The 19444-nt window shown below is 67.3% G+C and carries 14 protein-coding genes; 4 read left to right on the top strand and 10 right to left on the bottom strand.

Annotated elements, in window-relative coordinates; genetic code table 11:
* Positions 1-28 precede the first annotated feature (28 nt).
* Positions 29-2398, bottom strand: coding sequence for an ATP-binding protein (locus AOM45_RS19085; RefSeq protein WP_030466327.1), 2370 nt, complete (start codon positions 2396-2398; stop codon positions 29-31).
* 624 nt (positions 2399-3022) lie between these two features.
* Here AOM45_RS19085 and AOM45_RS19090 point away from each other — a divergent pair.
* Entirely contained in the window at positions 3023-3196 is a 174-nt protein-coding gene (locus AOM45_RS19090) for a hypothetical protein (RefSeq protein ID WP_156093675.1), read from the top strand.
* Positions 3197-3209: 13 nt separating this feature from the next.
* On the opposite strand, the gene AOM45_RS19095 is transcribed toward AOM45_RS19090, so the two are convergent.
* From AOM45_RS19095 to AOM45_RS19135, 9 genes are all read right to left on the bottom strand, one after another.
* Positions 3210-4478, bottom strand: a complete 1269-nt coding sequence (locus tag AOM45_RS19095; protein WP_030466325.1) for a cytochrome P450 — start codon at positions 4476-4478, stop codon at positions 3210-3212.
* Positions 4475-5011: a GTP-binding protein gene (locus AOM45_RS19100; RefSeq protein ID WP_201780024.1), complete on the bottom strand. Its 537-nt coding sequence runs from the start codon at positions 5009-5011 to the stop codon at positions 4475-4477. The genes AOM45_RS19095 and AOM45_RS19100 overlap by 4 nt, the downstream gene beginning before the upstream one ends.
* 52 nt (positions 5012-5063) lie before the next feature.
* Entirely contained in the window at positions 5064-5474 is a 411-nt protein-coding gene (locus AOM45_RS19105; RefSeq protein ID WP_030466323.1) for a DUF742 domain-containing protein, read from the bottom strand.
* Positions 5471-5887, bottom strand: a complete 417-nt coding sequence (locus tag AOM45_RS19110; RefSeq protein WP_030466322.1) for a roadblock/LC7 domain-containing protein — start codon at positions 5885-5887, stop codon at positions 5471-5473. Before AOM45_RS19110 ends, AOM45_RS19105 begins: the two co-directional genes overlap by 4 nt.
* Positions 5884-7461, bottom strand: coding sequence for a sensor histidine kinase (locus AOM45_RS19115; protein ID WP_372497399.1), 1578 nt, complete (start codon positions 7459-7461; stop codon positions 5884-5886). Before AOM45_RS19115 ends, AOM45_RS19110 begins: the two co-directional genes overlap by 4 nt.
* Positions 7462-7891: 430 nt before the next feature.
* Positions 7892-9091 carry a glycoside hydrolase family 32 protein gene (locus AOM45_RS19120; protein ID WP_051782950.1) on the bottom strand — a complete coding sequence of 400 codons (1200 nt, stop codon included), beginning with the start codon at positions 9089-9091 and terminating at the stop codon, positions 7892-7894.
* Positions 9088-10026: a carbohydrate ABC transporter permease gene (locus AOM45_RS19125; RefSeq protein WP_030466319.1), complete on the bottom strand. Its 939-nt coding sequence runs from the start codon at positions 10024-10026 to the stop codon at positions 9088-9090. Before AOM45_RS19125 ends, AOM45_RS19120 begins: the two co-directional genes overlap by 4 nt.
* Positions 10027-10029: 3 nt before the next feature.
* Positions 10030-10968 (bottom strand): carbohydrate ABC transporter permease, encoded by a 939-nt coding sequence (locus AOM45_RS19130; protein ID WP_030466318.1) that lies wholly within the window; start codon positions 10966-10968, stop codon positions 10030-10032.
* A 116-nt stretch (positions 10969-11084) separates the two neighbouring features.
* Positions 11085-12383 carry an ABC transporter substrate-binding protein gene (locus AOM45_RS19135; protein WP_030466317.1) on the bottom strand — a complete coding sequence of 433 codons (1299 nt, stop codon included), beginning with the start codon at positions 12381-12383 and terminating at the stop codon, positions 11085-11087.
* A 221-nt stretch (positions 12384-12604) separates the two neighbouring features.
* On the opposite strand from AOM45_RS19135, the gene AOM45_RS19140 reads away from it, so the two are divergent.
* The 3 genes from AOM45_RS19140 to AOM45_RS19150 all read left to right on the top strand — a co-directional run bounded on the left by AOM45_RS19140 (position 12605) and on the right by AOM45_RS19150 (position 18271).
* Positions 12605-13681, top strand: a complete 1077-nt coding sequence (locus AOM45_RS19140) for a LacI family DNA-binding transcriptional regulator (RefSeq protein ID WP_030466316.1) — start codon at positions 12605-12607, stop codon at positions 13679-13681.
* Between the two features lie 68 nt (positions 13682-13749).
* Entirely contained in the window at positions 13750-14745 is a 996-nt protein-coding gene (locus AOM45_RS19145; protein ID WP_051782948.1) for a LacI family DNA-binding transcriptional regulator, read from the top strand.
* A 172-nt stretch (positions 14746-14917) separates the two neighbouring features.
* Complete coding sequence (locus tag AOM45_RS19150; RefSeq protein WP_051782947.1) at positions 14918-18271, top strand: discoidin domain-containing protein; 3354 nt, start codon at positions 14918-14920, stop codon at positions 18269-18271.
* The last annotated feature ends 1173 nt before the right edge of the window (positions 18272-19444 follow it).

Raw genomic sequence — 19444 nt, forward strand, 5'->3', positions numbered from 1 at the left:
TTCTGGCACTCCGGGGTTGTACGCGCAGTCACGAATTCTGCTGTCTTTCCTGTTGGACGATCCAGGCGCTGAGGTGGGTGCGGGTGGAGAAACCGAGCTTGCTCAGGATGCTCGCCACGTGGCCTTCGGCGGTGCGTCGGGTGATCACCAGCTGTGCGGCGATCTCCTTGTTGGTCAATCCCTTCGCGACGAGCTCGGCGACCTGCCGCTCGCGGCGGGTCAGTTGCGTGCCCGCGTGAGCCGTCACGGCGGCGGCAGGGGTAGCGGTCGTCGGCTTCTCGCCGAGCGCGTAGGCAACGGTTTGATCCGGACCGAAGCCGGCGCCGCGGTCGAACGCGGCCTGGAAGGCACGGTCACCGAGAGCCTGGCGGACCCGCTGCTCACACGCCTTGTGCGGGACGTTCCAGTACGGGGAGGTCTGCGGGAGTGACTCACCGCCCACCAGTGCCCAGATCCGGTGCGCAGCGCCGAGCAGCACCGCGGCCCGATCGTTCTCGCCCACCACGCCCGCGATCCACGCCAGCAGTTCGACGACCACCGCCGTGCCGATGGTGTCGTTGAAGGCGTGCGTGATCCGCAAACTGTCCTTGGCATGTGTGCTCGCTCGCGTCAACTCGCCGTGCCGCCATTCGATGTTGGCGAGCACGTGGAGCGTGGAGGCCCTGGCCCACTGTTCGCCGTGTCGCTCGCAGAGTTCCAGGCTTCGCCGGCACACCTCGGTGGCACGGGCGAGATCCTCGGAGTAGAGGGCCATGGTGGACGTGTTGTAGGCGATGATCAACGTGGTGGTCAGTTCGCCGGTGGCTTCGAAACGTGCCAGTGCGTTCTCGAACAACGCCGGGGATCGCTCCGGGTCGCCTTCCTGCCATGCCGCGGCTCCCAGGTTGGCGGTGGCGTAGGCCAACGTGGCCTCGTCGCCCAGTTGCTCAGCCAGGTCCCGGGACTCCTGCGCCATGGTTGCCAAGCCTGCGATGTCGCCTTGGATGACGGCGAGGTGGGCGTTGACACTCAGGGCGGTGGCCCGTTCCCCGGTCGGCTCGGTGTCCAGGCTCAGTGCGCGGTCCAGCCAGTGGCGTCCCTCGGCCGAAAGACCGCAGCTCAGCCAGTAGAAGTACAGGATCCCGGCCAGGTGCAGCCCGGTCCGGGACTCACCGGGGGTGCTGAGGCAGAACTCCAGTGCGAGGCGGAGGTTGGCGTGTTCGGACCGGAGCCGGGCGGCGATCTGGAGTTGGTCAGGGCCGAACCAGCGGGCCTCGCCGCGTTCGGCGAGGTTCAGGTAGTAGTCGCGATGTCGTTGGCACAGAACCATTTCTTGCCCGGCCGCGCGCAGGACTTCCTGTCCGTAGTGCCGGATGGTGTCCAGCAACCGGTAACGGGCCTGTGGGCTGTGCTCCTGGTCTTCCCGGATCAGGATCGACTTGTCCACCAGTCCGGCCACCAGGTCCAGCACCTGGTGGGGGTCGATGCCGTCCCCGGCGCACACCGCCTCGGCGGCGTCCAGGTCGAAACCGTCGGCGAACACCGACACCCGAGCCCACAGGATCTGCTCTGGGGGCGTGCACAGTTCGTAGCTCCAGTCGACCACCGCCCGCAGCGTCTGATGGCGAGGCAGTACCGCGTGGCTGCTTCCGCGCAGGAACTGGAAGCGGTTGTCCAGCCGGTGCAGGATCTGCTCCAGCGAGAGCACCCGCAGCCATGCCGCGGCCAGTTCGATCGCCAGCGGCAACCCGTCCAGCTGGTGGCAGATCCGTGCCAGCGTCGCGTGGTTGTGGGTGTTCACGGTGAAACCGGGCCGCACGGGTGTCGCTCGCTCCGCGAACAGCCGGATCGCCTCGTTGCTGACGAGTTTCCCCGGCTGGGGCGGGTTTTCGGGGTCGGGCAGCGGCAGCGGCGGGACCGCGAGGACGTGTTCGGCGGAGATGCCCAGGGCGTGCCGGCTGGTGGCCAGGATGCGCAGACCCGGCACTGCCGTGAGCAGATCGACCGACAGCTCCGCGCAACCGCCCGCCAGGTGCTCGCAGTTGTCGAGCACCAGCAGCAGTTGCTTGTCGTGCAGGTGGTCCACCACTGCTTCGCGGGGCGACCGCGCCGACCGGTCACGCAGCCCGATGGTGTCCGCGACAGTCTGGTCCAGCAACGTGTGGTCCTGCAACGCGGCCAGTTCGACCAGCCACACCCCGTCCGTGAACGCCCGTCGCATCCCGGCCGCCACCCGCACGGCGAGGCGGGTCTTGCCCACACCGCCGACACCGGTCAGCGTCAGCAGCCGGGTGGTGGACAGCGCCTGCCTGGCTTCGGAGATCTCCTTTCGGCGGTCCACGAAACTCGTGGCCTCGGCGGGAAGGTTGCCGCACAGGTGCGGCGGTTTCCTGCCCGATGTGGCAGGTCTCTGATTCATCTGTGTCATCCAGGGGCGAGCCGGATCTCAGGCGACCTGTTTGGCCGCCACGGGTAGGGAGTCGCCGCAACCGGCGACAGCGTTATCACCGCAGCACAGAGTCTGGCAGGACGATTCCTCGCGGGCGACGAACGTGAAAGTTGATCATGTTCGGGGGGATCGGCCATCGACCGGCACACCGATCTCCGTATGCATCCCGGTATTTCTCCCGGTCCCTCCGCGCCGGTTTCGGGACAACCTTGTCCCCCTCGAGTGCGGGAGGAAGCCAAGATGGCCGTCGGCTCCCGTCGACGCTCGCCCAGGAGTGTGGGCGGCGACGGTCCCCAGGCCCTTCACCTGGCGTCGGACATGCGGCGTCCCGCCAGGTCCGGTCCGGAGTTCCGGGCATCGGCCGGCCGGCACTCGAGCAGCGGGTGGCGCTTTTTTCGTCGATCTGTGCCGCCCGGCAGAGCGCGGTAGGGCTCCGGACTGTCTTTCTCCCCAGCGATCCGGCGCCCTGCCGCGCTCACTTCCTCGTCCACCACCAGATTGAGGTGTGATCACCGTGCAGGAGACGACCCGTCAGGACTCAGGTGATCGAGTGGGGGCGTCGTGATTCGCGCGCAGGCCTTCGGCGGAGGCGATGTGGTTCACCTCTGGATGCCGGATCCGGTGACCGTGCCCGGCCACGCCCTGTGCGGCGTGGCCGGTCCCGCCGTCCGCGAGCAGAACGGTCAGTTGTGCTTGTCCTGCTGGCGGACCCACGGGGGCTCGCTCGGGTCGGCGTTCACCCGAGCGACCGCGGCGCGCGGCTGCTGACAGGCGAAGCGAGTCACAGTTCCGTGCTCGCCGGGCTCGGTGCCGACGTCGGCGTGAACTGGACGGGGAGGGCCGACAGCCCTCGCATCCAGACCGATGGCCGCCACACCAGGGCATCGGGGGACACCGCCAGAGTGAGGTCGGGCAGCCGGTCGAGGAGGACCTCGACGGCGGTTCTGGCGATGATTTCGGCGAGTTCGGGCGCTGGGTACACACAGCGGTGTTCGCCGTGGCTGAAGGACATGTGGGCGCGGTTGCCCACGGAGTCGGCACAGGGGTTCTGCCGGATGCCGGCATCCGCGTTCGCGGCGGCGAGACCGAGGATGAGCAGGTCGCCCGCGCGGATGCGCTGGCCTCCGAGAGAGGTGTCCCGGGTGGCGAACCGGCCTGCCATGTTCTGCGTGGGTGTGTCTTCCCAGAGCACCTCGTTGAGTGCCTCGCCGATGCTGTTGCGGCCGCCGGAGAGAGCGAGGGCGAAACGGTCGTCGGTGAGCATCAGCCGGACGGTGTTGCCGATCCAGGCCGAGGTCGGCAGCTGGCCGGCGTTCATCACGACGACGATGTCGTTGACGATCTCGTCGTTGGTCAGAGCCGCCGGATGCCCCAGCAGACGTGAGGTCACGTCCGGGCCGGGGTGAGCCCGCCTGCTGTCGACCAGCTGCGCCACCGCACCGCGAACCCGCGCGAAGGCTTCGAGGGCGTCGGGGCCGCCGTCGAAGGCGATTCCCATGTCGCGCACCAAGGTTGTCGCCCCGGCATCGGACATGCCGCACGTCTTCGCCACTGCCAGCAGCGGAATGGGGGCGGCGTACTGCGCCGTCAGGTCGGCCTCGCCGGTGCCGGCGAAGGTGTCGATCAGCCTGTCCGCGATTCGTTCGCAATCCAGGCGGAGTTCGAACGGGTCGATCTGGGAGAGCGCGTCACTGACAGCGCCCGCCCGGCGCCGGTGCTCCTGCCCCTCGGCGAACAACATGGAGGGTTGGTACGCGAACAGGGGGAGCAGCGGCCAGTCCGGCGGGATCCTGTCCCAGGCGTTCCAGCGACGGGGGTCGCGAGCGTAGAGCTGGGGACTGCCGGTGACGTGGAGGAGTTCGCGGTAGCCGAGTACGAGCCAGGCGGGGATGTCACCGTCGAGCAGGACCGGGGCGACCGGACCGTGCTGGCGGCGCATGTCGCGGTACAACTGGCCCGGGTTGTGCTGGAACTTCGGCCCGTGCAACGCCGTGGCCCTGGGAGTGGCGGCGTGTGCCGGCGGCCGCGAGAAGTGCTGCGGAGTGGTCATGGGGTGGTCTCCTGGGCGGCGGACAGGGCGTAGAGGTGGTTGACGAGGGCGATCAGCACGGACTTGCTCGACTCACGCCATCGGGCGTCGCAATCGATCAGCGGCACCTCGTCGGACAGCGACAGGGCGTCCCGCACCTGGTCCAGGCTGTGCACCGGCGGCTCGAAGTTGTTGCGGGCGACGATGAACGGCATCCCGTGGTGTTCGAGCCGGTCGATGGCGTACCAGGAATCGTCCAGGCGCCGGGTGTCCACCAGGACGACCGCGCCCAGTGTTCCGGCGAACAGGCTGTCCCACAGGAACCAGAACCGCGCCTGGCCCGGAGCGCCGAACAGGTACAGCACCATGTGGTCGTCGAGGCTGATCCGGCCGAAGTCGAAGGCGACCGTGGTGCTGGTCTTGCCCCGCACGGCACCGACGTCGTCGATCCCGGCACCGGCCTGTGTCATGGTCTCCTCGGTGCTCAACGGACGGATCTCGCTGACGGAACGGACCATCGTCGTCTTGCCCACCCCGAACCCGCCGACGATCACGATCTTGACCGCGTCCGCGGCGGTGCCGGCCAGCGGGGGACAGTCGGTCAGGTCAGAGCTTCTGGAGTCCAACGAGCACCTTCTTCAGCAATTCGACGTTGGGCAGTCGCTGCACGCCCGCCTGGACCCTTGAGAGAGAGCGACCTTCCGAGGACTGGTCGTCGGCGTGAGAGCGGACAGAGGGGTGACGGGCGGAGACCCGGCCGGTGTCGAGCAGGTCGCACAGCAGGATCTTGACGACGCTGACCGGAAGGCCCAGCGCCGCGGAGATCTCCACGACGGCCATCGGCCGATGGCACATGTGCAGGATCCGGATGTGCTCGGACTGCATTCCCGGGCTGGGCCCGCGTTCGCTGATGATCAGGGTGACCAGATCGAACGCCGTCTCGTGGGCGCGGCTGCGCCCGCCGGTGACGGCGTACAGCCGGTCCGGGGTCTCGTCGTCGAACGGGCGTCTGGTCATGGTCTGTGGCTCGGTTCCTGTTCCCGCGGTACTGCGATCAGGTAGTCGCCGAGTTGCTCGACCAGCTCGTTCATGTTGTGCCCGACCAGACCGACATCGGCGGCTTCGGAGGCCACCACGGCGAGATGCGCGCCTTCTCCCGCCTCCACGATGAACAACAGCCCGCCGTGGAACTCGATCATCGACTGTCGCACCCCGCCGTTGCCGTCGCCGAACTCGACGGACGCACCGTAGGAAAGGCTCTGGATGCCCGAGGCGATCGCGGCGAGCTGGTCGGCCCGGTCGATGGTCAGCGCGGAGGTGTGGCAGAGCTTGAGCCCGTCCCTGGACAGCACCAGCGCGTGCTGGGCGCCGAACGTCCGTGCCAGCAGGTTCTCCAGCAACCAGTCGAGGCCGGGGTTGGTGGTGGTCATCTGGATTCCTCTTCTGGGGAGTGGGTGAGGTGACGGCCGGGGCTCTGGCTCCTGCTGGCCTGCCGGAACGTGCTGAACCGGTCGCCGATGTCGCCGCGCGGGCGTACCGGTCCCGGTTGAGGAGCGGGAGAAGGCAGGAGACCTGTCATCGCGGTCTGTCCGCGGCGGCGTTTGGGCAGGTCTGGCGGATCACCGGGCTCCGGCGCCGCGTGCGCTCCCCCGGCGGAACCGCTTGCCCGGGGTGGCGCCGCCGGCGTGGGCTCGGGTGTGCGCTCGGCTGACTGCATCACCGGACCGGTGCCACCGTTGCGCGGCTCTGTGATCAACTGCCGGGGGATCAGCATCACCACGCCGGTGCCCCCGCGCGAGGACGGCCGGAAGGAGACCGTCAGACCGTGCTTGTGGGCCAGGCAGCCGACCACCGCGAGCCCGAGCCGGGTGCCCGACAGCGTCGTGAGGTTGAGTTGTCCGGCGGAGACGGTCTCCGCGGCGCGGCGCAACGCGGCGGCGCTCATCGCCAAACCTCCGTCTTCGACGGTGACCACGACGCCGGCGTGCACTTCCTCCACGTACACGTGCACTTCGTCGGAGGGAGGGGAGAAGCTGGTGGCGTTGTCCATCAGCTCGGCGAGTGCGTGGATGACGCCTTCGGCGGCGTACCCGGCGACGGCGACGGTGCTGGTCGAGTGCATCCGCACCCGTTGGTAGGCACTGATGCGGCTGACCGCGCCACGCAGAACGCTCTCCATCACGATCGGCTTCGTCCAGCGCCTGCCGGAGCGTGCACCGGTGAGGACCGCGATGCTGTCCGCGAGGCGGCTGGCCTGTGCGGTGGTGTGGTCGAGTTTCAGCAGGTCGCCCAGGACGTCCTCGGCGCAACGGTTCTCCATGTCGCGCAGGTCCGCGAGCATGCTGGTGGTCAGAGCCTGCACCCGGCCGGCAGCGTTGGCACACGCCGACATCGCGGCCGTGCGCCGACGTTCACTGCGACCGATCTCGTGCGCCAGCGTCCGCACGATGCGCTGGTGAACGGCATCGGCCGGTTGCGGTACCTGGGCGAGCACGGTGTCCACCGATTCCCCGTCGCGCAACCGCTCCACCACTGTGCACAGCGTGTAGTCGTTGAGCCGCGCGGCGTCGGCCTGCATCCGTGCGATCTGCTCGCGGAGTTGGTCGGCTGCCTGTGCCGTGTACGCCGCGATCGCGAGGGCGATGCACAACAGGACGGATGCCGTCACGCTGAAGGCAGCGACGAGCGGGTCGTCAGCGGTTGATGTCCGGGCGGTCAGCCAAAGGCAGGTGCCTCCGATGACCACCACCGCGACCGGCAGGGTGAGCAGCGCTCGTCCGATCGGCGAACGCGTTGCCCGAAGGCTGACGGATGTCTGTGCGGCCATTGCTGGGTCCTCGAGGGCTGTCGGCGGCAGAGAAAACCTGGTTGTGCATGACTTCCGGCCAATTACCGTCCACAATGGATAAAGGTGTGCCGGATGGGTGGCGCGCAAAAGATTGCACAGCACGGCGGAGATTTTTGTCGTGGCGTTAAGCAACTGCTCACACGATGGCAGCAGCACCCGAGCATTCTGGCACCTCTTGTCGGGCTGATCGGCCAAATCACGTGCTGTTTCGTCCGGCTGAGCGCTTCGAACTGTCGACCCGTCACGGATCAGGAACCGGAAGTCGTCGGATCGGTGATTCATGAGCAGGTTCCGGACTGGCCGGGTGATCTGTGGCCATCGGGATGGTAGTCGCGCCGAGGATGTGGATGCAGTAAATGGTGACTCGACTGCGGAGAAACACGTATACCTGTTTTGTACGGGGAAGGGCGCAGTCCACGTGCAAGAAGCCGGACAGCAGTGCGCGAGTTGCTCGGTACTGCTCGCATCAACGTCGAAGGCCTGGAACCGGATTCGGTTCCAGGCCTTCGACCTGCAACGGGCGGGACCGTTCAGGCGCGTTCAACGCACGGAGTTGCTCCCGACCTGTGAGCGGATCGGCGCAGGGTCAGGTTGCGAGACCGATGAGGGCCGTCCCGGTGCACACCTCGACGACGGGACCGTCGATGAGAACGTGCACCGGTCCTGGCGCGTCGTGGACAACGGTCTGGGTCCCGCACGAGGTTGCGGTCACCGTTCGCCCCTCGTAACGGACTTCGGCAGATGAGTGATCATGACCGGCCGGCGTGGTCTCGCCGTCGGCGAGCAGGAGGTGCCGTACACCGGTCCTGCGATCGTCCGCCCCCGGTGCGGGCACGGCCGGGTGCGGTGTGAGCCGTACGAGGTCGGTGATGGCGTTGTCGAGGCTCAGCCGATAAGGAACGCTGAGTGCGCCGGTCCAGTTGCCATCGACGTCCGCGACCTCACGAATCCAGAAGAGCAGGCACGGTTCGCCCTCGGCATCAAGGAACCCGGTGGCCGCGTAGTGGCCGGCCCCGTACGTCAGCTGTTGCCATCGTCGTACGCGCATCCGGCCGTCTTCGAAGGTGCCGACTCCGGCGAGGACGTCGTGGGTCGTGCCGTCTCGCCACGTTGAGACGATGAGGACGTGCTGGTCGCCGATCTGGAGAAGTTGCGGGCATTCCCATGCCTCACCGGACGGTAGGGGGCCGGTCGGGGAGGTCCGTGTGCTCGCCAGCACGCCGTCGTACGTCCACTCTTCCAGGTCGTCGGACACGAACGTCAACACCGCCGGAGTGCCGTCCCGATAGCCGGCACCCACGAGCATGCGCCATCGGTCGCCGTCGCGGACGACGACCGGGTCGCGGAACACGCGCAGGTCCTCGCCTGCCGGTGGGGTCACGATGATGTCGCCTTTGTCCCATCGCTGCCAGCCGTCGTCGGCGGGGCGGGCGAGGCGAACGGCGCCGAGATCGATGTCCGGCCGGTCGACGGAGGTGTAGTAGATCCTTGCCGAGAGCGCCGATGCCGGGTCGGGGAGGACGAGTCCGCCGGACCAGCAGCCGAGTTCGTCGTCGCCGGGTTCGAGGGCGATCGGGTGGTGGGTCCAGGTGATCAGGTCGGGGCTCGTCGCGTGGCCCCAGCGGCAGCGCGGGTTCCAGGCGCGGGCGCCGGGCACGGTTTGGTAGAAGAGTTCGTAGCGGCCGTTGCGCCAGGTGACGGCGAGCGGGTCGTTGAGCCATCCGTCGGGCGCGGTGAAGTGCACGGCGGGTCTGACCGAGGTGCCGAGCCGGGTGGGCAGGTTCACCCCTTCACCCCGCTCGAGGCGATGCTTCCGATGAAGGCGCGCTGGAAGGAGAGGAAAAGCACGAGGACGGGAATGGTGATCAGGGTTGCGTACGCCATCATCGGCCCCCAGGCGACGTCGAGTTGGAAGAAGTACTGGACTCCGACCATGACCGGGCGAAGGTCTTCGGACTGCACGGACATGAGCGGCCAGAGGAACTGGTTCCACGCGTTCAGGAAGGTGAGGATGGCGACCGTCGCGGTGGCCGGGCCGGCCAGCGGCAGGATGATGCTGCGATAGATGCGGAACCAGTTCGCCCCGTCGATGCGGGCGGCCTCGTCGAGTTCCTTGGGAATGGTCGACAGGTAGGAGTAGTACAGGTAGATGGAGAACGCGTTCGCGACGAACGGGATGATCTGCACCTGGTAGCTGTCGAGCCAGCCGAACGTCCACAGTGGCCTGCCGTCCTGGACGACGAGCCAGGGAAGCTTGTTGGCCCACCACAGCAGTGGCAGGGCGAAGGTCTCGAACGGGACGACGAGCGTGGCGATGATCAGGGTGAGGACGAGGCCCCTGCCGCGCCACCGCATGCGGGTCAGGGCGAACGCGGCCAGGCTGTTGATCAGCACGCCCAGGACGACGGTGAGCGCGGAGATGCCGATGGAGTTCGCCAGGAACCGCCAGGCGGGCACGGTGCGGAAGACCTCTGCGTAGTTGGCCAGGGAGATGTCGCCGACCGGGAGGAAGGCCCTGGGGGAGCTGAGGTCGGCGAAGATCTGGTCGTCGGGCTTCAGCGATGAGACGAGCATGAAGAGGATGGGCAAGCCGAAGAAGAGGGCGAGCACGGTGCGGACGACGTGGCCGCCGGCGGTGCCGAAACCTCGGTCAGGTCGTCTGCGGACGGGCTGGCCGGCCGCCTGGCGCACGCCGTCCCGGGTGGCGGTGATGGTGGCCATGGATCAGTCCTTGTCGCGGGTGAGGAAGCGCTGCACGAGGGAGACGGTGAGCACGAGGACGAAGAAGACGAGCGAGATCGCCGACGCGTAGGCGGTCTGCTGTTGCTCGTAGCCGGCACGGACGGACTGGAAGACGAGGGTCGACGTCGAGTAGAGCGGTCCGCCGTTGGTCATGATCTTGATCTGGGAGAAGAGGCTCAGCGCGGCGATGGTGATCGTCACGAGGATGAAGCTGCGAGTGGCGCGCAGCCCCGGCCAGGTGACGTAGCGGAACTTCTGCCACCTGCCGGCGCCGTCCAGCTCGGCGGCCTCGTACAGGTCGCCGGGGATGGTCTGCAGGCCGGCCAGCCAGATGACCATGTGGAAGCCGACTGCCTGCCAGATCGACATGAAGATGATGGCGGGCATCGCCGTCGCGGGATCGTTCAGCCAGTCGGTGCCCTGGACGAGGTTGAACGACACGGCTTGAAGCATGTGGTTGACCAGGCCGTCGCGCTGGTACATGAACGTCCACAGGATCGAAACCACCACGATCGACGTCACCACCGGCACGAAGTACACCGCTCGATAGGCGTTGATGCCACGGATCCGCGCGTTGATCAGGAGTGCGAGAACCAGGGCGAAGCCGGATTGGAGCGGGACGACGACGAGTCCGAAGTAGACGGTGTTGCGCAGGGACTTCCAGAACAGCGGGTCGGCGAAGAGCCTCGTGAAGTTGTCCAGTCCGACGAACTGCGGGCCCTGCGGTGAGACCAGTCGCGCATTCGTCAACGACAGCACGAATCCCAACAGGGCAGGGACGAAGAAGAAGGTGATGAGCAGCACGACCGCCGGTGTGACGAAGGCACGCGCGGTACGCGCCTCCGCCCGGCGTGCGCGACGCAGGCTGCCGCCGGCACCGGGTTTGCCGGCTGACGACGAGATGGCGATTGGTGAGGACACGCGGCTCGACTTCCTTCGCTGTGCCGGGACGTAGCCGGACCTGAGGTAGCGGGGCGCGGACCCGTGACGTCGGGCCCGCGCCCCGTGGTGCCGGATGGTTGCTGCGCGGCCTGCGCTCAGAAGCCGTAGGAGTTGTTGGCCTTGAGGTCGGCGTCGATGTCGGAGACGGCCTGGTCGAGGATCTTCTTCGGGTCGCCGCCCGCGATGATGTCCTGTGCGGCCTTGGCGAACGTCGTGGTGAGGAACGGATAGCCGGGCGACGGCGGCCGGACCGTGGCGTACTTGGCGGACTCGTCGAGGAAGAACCGCTTGGCACCACCGGGCTGCCAGCCGTCGACCAACGCGGCGGCTTCCTCGGTGGCGGGGATGACGTTCTGCTTCTCCGCCATCGCGGCGAGGTACTTCTTGTTCAGCGAGAACTTGATGTAGTCCACGGCCGCGGCCTTCTGGTCACACGTCGAGCTCACGGCCCACTGCCAGGAACCGCCACCGATCTTCGGGCCGTTGCCGAAGTCCGGCGGGGGCATGACGATGCCGTCGTCGCCGAGCTTGGACAGGTTGGCGGAGTTCCAGATGCCCGACCACACCATGGCCGACTTGCCGTTGACGAAGTCGGCGAAGGCGTCGGTGCTGGACTTCGCGGGCGTGTACCCGCTCTTGACCAGGCCCTGGAACCAGTTCGCCCACTTCAGTGCCGCGTCCCCGTTGAGGTTCCGGTCGGCGGTCTTGTAGCCGTTGCGGTCGATGAGGTCGCCACCGAAGCTCTGGAGGAAGGGCGAGTAGCCGTAGGTCCACCACTCGGTGCCGCTGTCACCGGTGCCGAGATCGAAGGCGTACTCGTGCTTGCCGCTGGCCTTGATCTTCGCCAGTGCGTCGGCGAACTCCTGCGCGGTCCACGGCTGGTCGACCGTGGCGATCCGGACGCCGGCCGCGGTGAGGGCGGACTTGTGCGCGAACAAGCCCAGCGCGGCGTCGTACAGACCGATCGAGTACAGCTTGCGCTGGTAGTTGCCCAGGGTGCTCTTGAGCTGCTTGGAGACGAGGTCCTGCGGCAGGTCGAGCGGCGCGAGGTAGCCCGCGTAGGCCCAGTTCGGCACGATCGGCGCGTCCGTGTCGAGGATGCACGGGAGCTTCTTCGCGGTCGCCGCGGCGACGACGGAGTCGTTGTACGACTTCTGCGGAAACGCCTGGACCTTGACCTTGTAGGTGCTCTGGCTCGCGTTGTAGTCCGCGACGATCTGGTTGACCACGTCGAGCTCCGCCGGGTTTCCGGCGTTGTGCGTCCAGAGCGTCAGTTCACCCCCGCTGCCACCGCTTCCGCTGGACGCCACGCCGCAAGCGGACAGCGTGAGGGCTGCTGTCGCGACGACCGCGAGGGTCACCGCGCCGCGTCTCCCGATCATGAACCGCCTCATCCCAACTCCTCCTGACCGGACCGGCCTGCTGCCCGCGACTCGCCGCAGGTGGCGTGCCGTCTGGGGCCTGAAGAAACGTTTCACCAGACTATGAAGTAACGTTCCTTCAGCGTCAAGGACGTGTTTCGGATCCGTGTCCTGCCGGGCGCCCCCGATAGAGTCCTGTGGCGATGTCAGGTGGGCCTCGCGAAGGGCGCGCCTTGTTCCAGGAGGTGAAGAGGTTGGCGACGACTCGTCGGCCGACGCTCAAGGACGTCGCACAGGCCGCGGGGGTCTCGACCACCACCGCGTCGGTCGTCCTGACCAACCGCCGGGAGGGCGTCCGTGTCCCGGACGCGACCCGCCACCGCGTCCAGCAGGCGGCCGAGGACCTCGGCTACCGCCCGAACATCCTCGCCCGCAGCCTGCGGACCCAGACGACCCGCACGATCGGGTTCGTCTCCGACGAGGTGACCACGACCCCGTTCGCCGTCGGCATGCTCGCCGCCGCGCAGGACGAGGCAGCGCGCCACGGGTACCTGCTGTTCGTCGTCAACCTGGGCCCGAACGCGCCGCTGGCCCTCCAGGAACAGGCGATCGACCAGCTGGCGCAGCACCAGGTCGGGCATTTCATCTACGGCTGCATGTACCACCGCGTCGTCGACCCGCCCGCGGGCCTACCGGCGGACGCGGTGTTCCTCAACTGCGAAGCGAGCGGCGGCCGGCACCGCTCCATCGTTCCGGACGAACGACAGGGGGCGTACGAGGTCGTCAAGGAACTGATCGAGGCTGGTCACCGCCGGATCGCCTTCCTCGACGACCACCGGCATCCGCCGGCCTCTCGCCTGCGCTTCAACGGTTTCCGGGCGGCGCTCGCGGAGCACGGACTGGAGTACGAGCCCGCGCTGCACCTGGAGACGACCCCGTTCGTGCGCGGCGGTCTGGTCCTGTCCGACCTGATCGACCTGCCCGACGAGCGGCGGCCCTCGGCCGTGTTCTGCTACAACGACCGCATCGCCATGGGCGCCTATCGCGCCGCGCGCGCCCGCGGTCTCCGCGTGCCGGAAGACCTGTCGATCGTGGGCTTCGACGACCAGGAGTTCATCGCTTCGGAACTCGACCCGCCGTTGACGACGGTCCGTCTTCCGCATCGGGAGATGGGCAGGCTCGCCATCCAGCTCGTGCTCGACGAACCGGGTGCGCTCGACGACGTGCCCGAGTCCGAGGACGGCGTCATCCGGATCGCCGGTGAACTCGTGCGACGCGATTCCGTCGCCGAGCCGCGCGGCGCCTGGGGACAACGCACGCCGTCGTCCTGACCGGTTCGTACGATGGGGGCGTGTCAACCCCTGGGGACCAGCGGCCGACGGCGAGCAGATCACGCCGAGTGGATGTCGCACGCCTGGCCGGCGTCTCCCCGGCGACGGTCTCCTTCGTGCTCAACCAGACCGCCGGGCAGACGATCAGCGACGAGACGCGGCAACGCGTCCTGCAGGCGGTCGCCGAACTCGACTACCGCCCCAACCTCGCCGCGCAGGGGTTGCGGCAGGGGCGCAGCGCGACCATCGGCTTCGTCAGTCACGACGCCGACTTCGGCGAGTTCGCCGCGTCCGCGATCAAGGGGGCGCACGAGGCGTGCGTTCGTCAGGGGAGTCTGCTGCTGCTGGTCAACACCGGCGGCTCGAACAGTCAGGCGGCACAGCTGATCGCCGAGCTGCTCGACCGGCAGGCCGACGCCCTCATCTTCGCCGCGGTCGGCACCAGGTCGGTGGTGCTCCCGGACGCCGCGCGGCGAGTTCCCACCGTCCTGCTGAACTGCTTCGCCCCGCACGATCCCGTGCCCGCCGTCCTGCCAGACGAGGTGCGCGGCGGTATGGAGGCCACCCAGGCGTTGCTCGACCTCGGCCACCGCGACATCGCCTACCTCACCGGCAAACCCAGCCAGTGGGCCACCAAAGCCCGGTTGCGCGGCTTTCGCGACGCATTGCGCGGCGCGGGACTCGACCCGCGCGAGCACACCGTGCTGCCCGGCAACTACCACGCGGACTCCGGCTACGAACTGACGCGCACGTTGCTGCGGAACGGCCGCCCGCCGACCGCGATCATGTGCGGCAACGACCGGATGGCGGTCGGCGCCGTCATGGCCCTGCTGGAGGCGGGCATCCGGGTGCCCCAGGACGTGTCGGTCATGGGGTACGACGACCAGTTCCAGCTCGCGGCGGAGATCCGCCCGGCCCTGAGCACCGTGCTGCTCCCGTACCCCGCGATGGGACGACTCGCGGCCGAGCAACTGGCCGGCGGCGGGGCCACCGTTTCGAGTGGACGCACGCTGGTGCACTGCCCGCTCGTGATGCGCGACTCCACGGCACCACCGGCCCGCTGACGGCGCACCCGAGTGGCACCCCGCTGCGGAATGTCCCGCCACTGACCGGAAACTTCGCGGCAACACGGTCTTGACGTGCGCGGAGGCGGCAGCCTAGCGTTCCGAACTAACCCGGGTTAGTGATTGCACCGCACGGTCCCCTGACCGAACGAGGTTCTCCGGAGGAACAAGCATGGCCAAGTCGAGAGGCACGCCACTGCTGGCGTCCGTCCTGGGTACGAGTCTTGCGGCCTTCTGTCTCGCGCCGCCCGCCGCACACGCCGCACCGCCGCCGGGGGCCGGCACTGCCGTGAAGGTCTGGTTGACCGACGTCGACACCGACAAGTGGGTCGCGAGCCAGAGCGACGTGTCGTTCCAGACCAAGCGGACGACCAACCCGCTCACGATCAAGGTGGACAACACCGTCAAGTACCAGAAGATGACCGGCTTCGGGGCGGCGCTGACGGATTCTTCGGCCTGGCTGATCAACGAGCTCTCGCCCGAGGGCCGCAGCACCTTGATGAAGCAGCTGTTCGATCCCGCCACGGGCGCCGGCCTGAACATGGTTCGCCTGCCGATGGGCGCCTCGGACTTCGCCGCGTCCGGAAACTACTCCTACGACGACATGCCTGCGGGACAGACGGACCCGACGCTGCGGAACTTCTCCATCCGGCACGACGAGCCGTACATCATTCCGGAGCTGAAGCATGCGCTCGCGCTGAACCCGTCGATCAAGATCACCGCTACCCCGTGGAGCCCGCCGGGGTGGATGAAGACCTCCGACAACATGATCGGAGGCACGCTCAAGGACGGGTACGCCCCGGTGCTGGCCAAGTACTTCGTGAAGTTCATCCAGGCCTACGGCAAAGCAGGCGTACCCGTCCACTACGTCACGCCGCAGAACGAGCCGCTGAACGCGCCCACGTGGCCCGGCATGTCCCTGACCCCCGCCCAGCAGACCGAGCTGGTCGCCCAGATGGGCAAGGCGTTCGCGGCCGAGAAGCTGCCCACGAAGATCATCGCGTGGGATCACAACTGGGACGTGCCGTCGTACCCGGAGGCGATCTTCAACAACCCCGCCACCGCCGACTACGCGGTCGGCGCCGGATGGCACATCTACAGCGGCACCCCGATCTACCAGACCCTGACCCACAACGACTACCCGGGCAAGGAGTCCTACCTCACCGAAGCCACCGGCGGTGACTGGCAGGTCAGCAAGCAGGCGGCCTTCCGCGAGGCGCTCAACACCTGGCTCATCGACGGGACACGCAACTGGGCCAACGGCGTGATGCTGTGGAACATCGCCCTCGACCCCGACAAGGGACCTCTCAACAGCGACACCAACGGCATCGGCATCTGCCGCGGACTGGTCACCATCGATCCCAAGACCGGCAGCGTGTCCTACAACGTCGACTACCACGCGCTGGCCCAGGTCTCCAGGTTCGTGAAACCCGGCGCCCACCGGATCTACTCCAACACGTTCGGGGAGGGAAGCGTCGAGAACGTCGCGTTCCAGAACCCCGACGGCTCCAAGGTTCTGGTCGCCTACAACGACAGCGCCGCCGAGAAGACCTTCAGCGTCGCCGACGGAACCCAGTCGTTCGACTACACCCTGGGCGCCGGGGACGCGGTCACGTTCACCTACTCCGGCCCCACCCAGAGCGGCAACGTCCCGGCAGCGGGCAACGTCACCGACCCCACGCACGACTTCACCTTCGGCGCGACCACGATCACCTACGACCCGGACCTGCTGCCCGTCCAGAACGGCGTCAAGACCGGAAACGACCTGCTCACCTACTCCCTTCCGGCAGGGGCGTCCGTCAAGACGCCCGGAGCGGCACTCAGCCGGAAGGGGTGGACCGTCACGTCGTCCTCGAACACGGCGGGTGATCCGGCGGCCAACGCGATCGACGGCAAGTCCGACACCCGGTGGCGCACGGGAATCCGGGCGAAGAGCGGGGACTGGTTCCAGATCGACTTCGGCCGTCCCACGACGTTCAACAAGATCGTGATGGACAACACCGCGGACAACGCCTTCGACTCCCTCGCCAAGTACCAGGTGTACGTCTCGAACGACGGCGTCAACTGGGGCAGCGCCGTCGCCAACGGCTCGGGAGACCTCGGCAAAGTGGCCATCTCCCTGGCACCGCAGAAAGCGCGGTACGTCCGCATCGTCAGCAGTGCGCCGTCGTTCTTCTTCCGCTGGTCCATCGGTGAGATCAACGTGTACGGATCGTCGTACAGGACTGCGTCGATCCAGGCCCCGACCGCGGTGTCCAGGAAACTCGAGCTGCGGAAGTGGACCGCACCAGACGGGGCGAAAGTGACCGTCGTCTACAACGGAAGCCGCAGCAACCAGAGCTTCCCCGTGTCGGCCGACGGCTCGTACACCTACACACTGCCCGGTGGAACCTCGGCGATGTTCACCACGCAAGGCCTGCCGAGCCAGCCGGCACCGACCTTCAGCAGCCTCACGCCGAGCCAGGGCATCCCCGGCTACAAGTTCAAGATCACGGGTTCCCACTTCGGGAAGACCCAGGGCCTTGGCACCGTCTACTTCGGACCGGTCCACGCCAGGATCGAAAGCTGGTCCGACACCAGCATCAGCGCCTACGTGCCGGCCGGGCTCGCCAACGGGAAGTACGAGGTGTCGGTGATCGGCGCCGGCGGCAAACCAGCGGGCGGAGCTCAGTTCACCGTCTCAGGCCTGGGCACGGCGGTGGCCCGCGACGGCTGGACAGCAACGGCGTCGAACGTGAGTCAGTGGCCCACAGACGTGCTGGCGAACATGATCGACGGCGACACCGACTCCAGGTACAGCTCCGGAACAGCCCAGCAGAACGGCATGTGGATCCAGGTGGACATGGGTCAGCCGCGAACCTTCAACCGGGTAGTGCTGGACTCCGGCAGCAGCACCGGTGACTACGCGCGCAGCGCCGACGTCTACGTGTCCTCCGACGCGGCCGGCTGGACGAAGGTCGCGTCCGTCAGGGCGAGCGGCCAACAGATCGAGCTGGCCTCCTTCCCGACGCAGACGGCTCGCTACCTCAAGGTCGTCAACACCGGCAGCTCAGGCAACTGGTGGTCGATCGCGGAAGTCGGCGTGCACCACAAGACAGAGCCGGATCCAGAGCCGGATCCGGGCGCCCCGCTGGCACGCGACAGCTGGTCGGCAACGGCGTCCAACGAAAGCCCGTGGCCCAACGACGCACTCGGCCACATCCTCGACGGCGACACCAGCTCCCGGTACAGCTCCGGGACAGGTCAGTACGACGGCATGTGGATCCAGGTGGACATGGCGCGGCCGCAGACCTTCAGCAAGGTCGAGCTGGACTCCGGCAGCAGCAGGGATGACTACGCCCGCAACGCAGACATCTACGTTTCCTCGGATGGAACCAGCTGGACGAAGGTCGCATCCGTCGTCGGCGACGGCCAACCGGTCCAGGGTGCATCCTTCCCGGCCCAGACGGCCCAGTACATCAAGGTCGTCAACACCGGCAGCGTCGGCAACTGGTGGTCCATCGCAGAGTTCAACGTCTACCGGTAGCAACCCACACCGACCTCCGAGCCCGGATCAGCCTTCCTGCTGACCGGGCCCGGAGCCATTTTCGGCCTGGCATTGCCGATTCGACCGAGTCGGATGCGGTCGAGCCGGCCGGCTGAAACGTCCGCGTGGCTCACACCGCTCGCCTGATCCTGAACTGAAAGGAGGTGCGGCCCGCTTCATCCTTGCCGGTCAAAGCCCCGCACGCCCTGCTTGCTCGAGGCCGTTCTGTTCGGCAGACGGAGCGCCGGCCTCGGCTTGGGTGGCGGCCCGCAGTGCAGTTCAGTGCTGCGGAACTGTGCGTCCTGAACGTGTCTCTCCAGTCAGTGGACAGGACCTTTGGGATCTGCTTGATGCAGCGGCAATTTCGCCGTGCGAGGCTGCATGCTGTGAGCGCATGGGTGGTGGCGAAGAGGTCACCGGCGATTCAATCGGCCGCGATTCGCTGACCTGCGGTTCCACGAAGCTGGATCACGAGCATTCGTGCGGATCCAGCGGGTTGCGGGAGGACTTCTGCTCCCAATTTGCTCCCGCACAACGCAAAGGGCCTGCCGATGGTGGCCATCGGCAGGCCCTTTGACCTGGTTAAACACACTGTGGGCGATACTGGGATCGAACCAGTGACCTCTTCGGTGTGAACGGGTCCTGCTGAGTGTCAGGCCGCCGCGTCTGTCTCCGTATTCGTGTCCTGACATGCGCTAATGGGTTTTCAGGTTCTCGCCGTGTCGCGCACGTCTCGCCTGTGCGCGGCTGTCTCAGCTACCGGATTTACTACCGGCTCAGATCTTGTGCCCTCAGTGCGGGCCTGCTGATTGGTTTGCTGGCTGGCCTTCTGCGTTGCTGTTAGTTGATGGGAACTGCCAGCGTGTAGGGCTACCTGGTGGCGTAGGCGTGGTGGCGTTATCGTTGGTCGGTCCGGCTTTTTTCAAGTCGGACCGACCGTGAGGAGCCTGGAGTCGCGACTAGGCGAAGGGCGCGGGCTGGTTGCAGTCTTGCAGAAAGTCCGTAACGTTCGGTGCATCCTTGACTAGGACGCTTGTGTCTGACAGCTGCGCGATGTCGTGTAGTGGATAAGATAGCACCCGGCTTGCTCGTGGTGGACAGCGCTCGTCGGCGTAAGAAAGCTTTGTTGCGATGTCCCTTGGTGGGGCTTCTCGTGGAGTTAAGGGTTGCAGA

Origin of the sequence: Lentzea aerocolonigenes (assembly GCF_000974445.1) — a bacterium.
GTDB classification, from domain to species: domain Bacteria; phylum Actinomycetota; class Actinomycetes; order Mycobacteriales; family Pseudonocardiaceae; genus Lentzea; species Lentzea aerocolonigenes.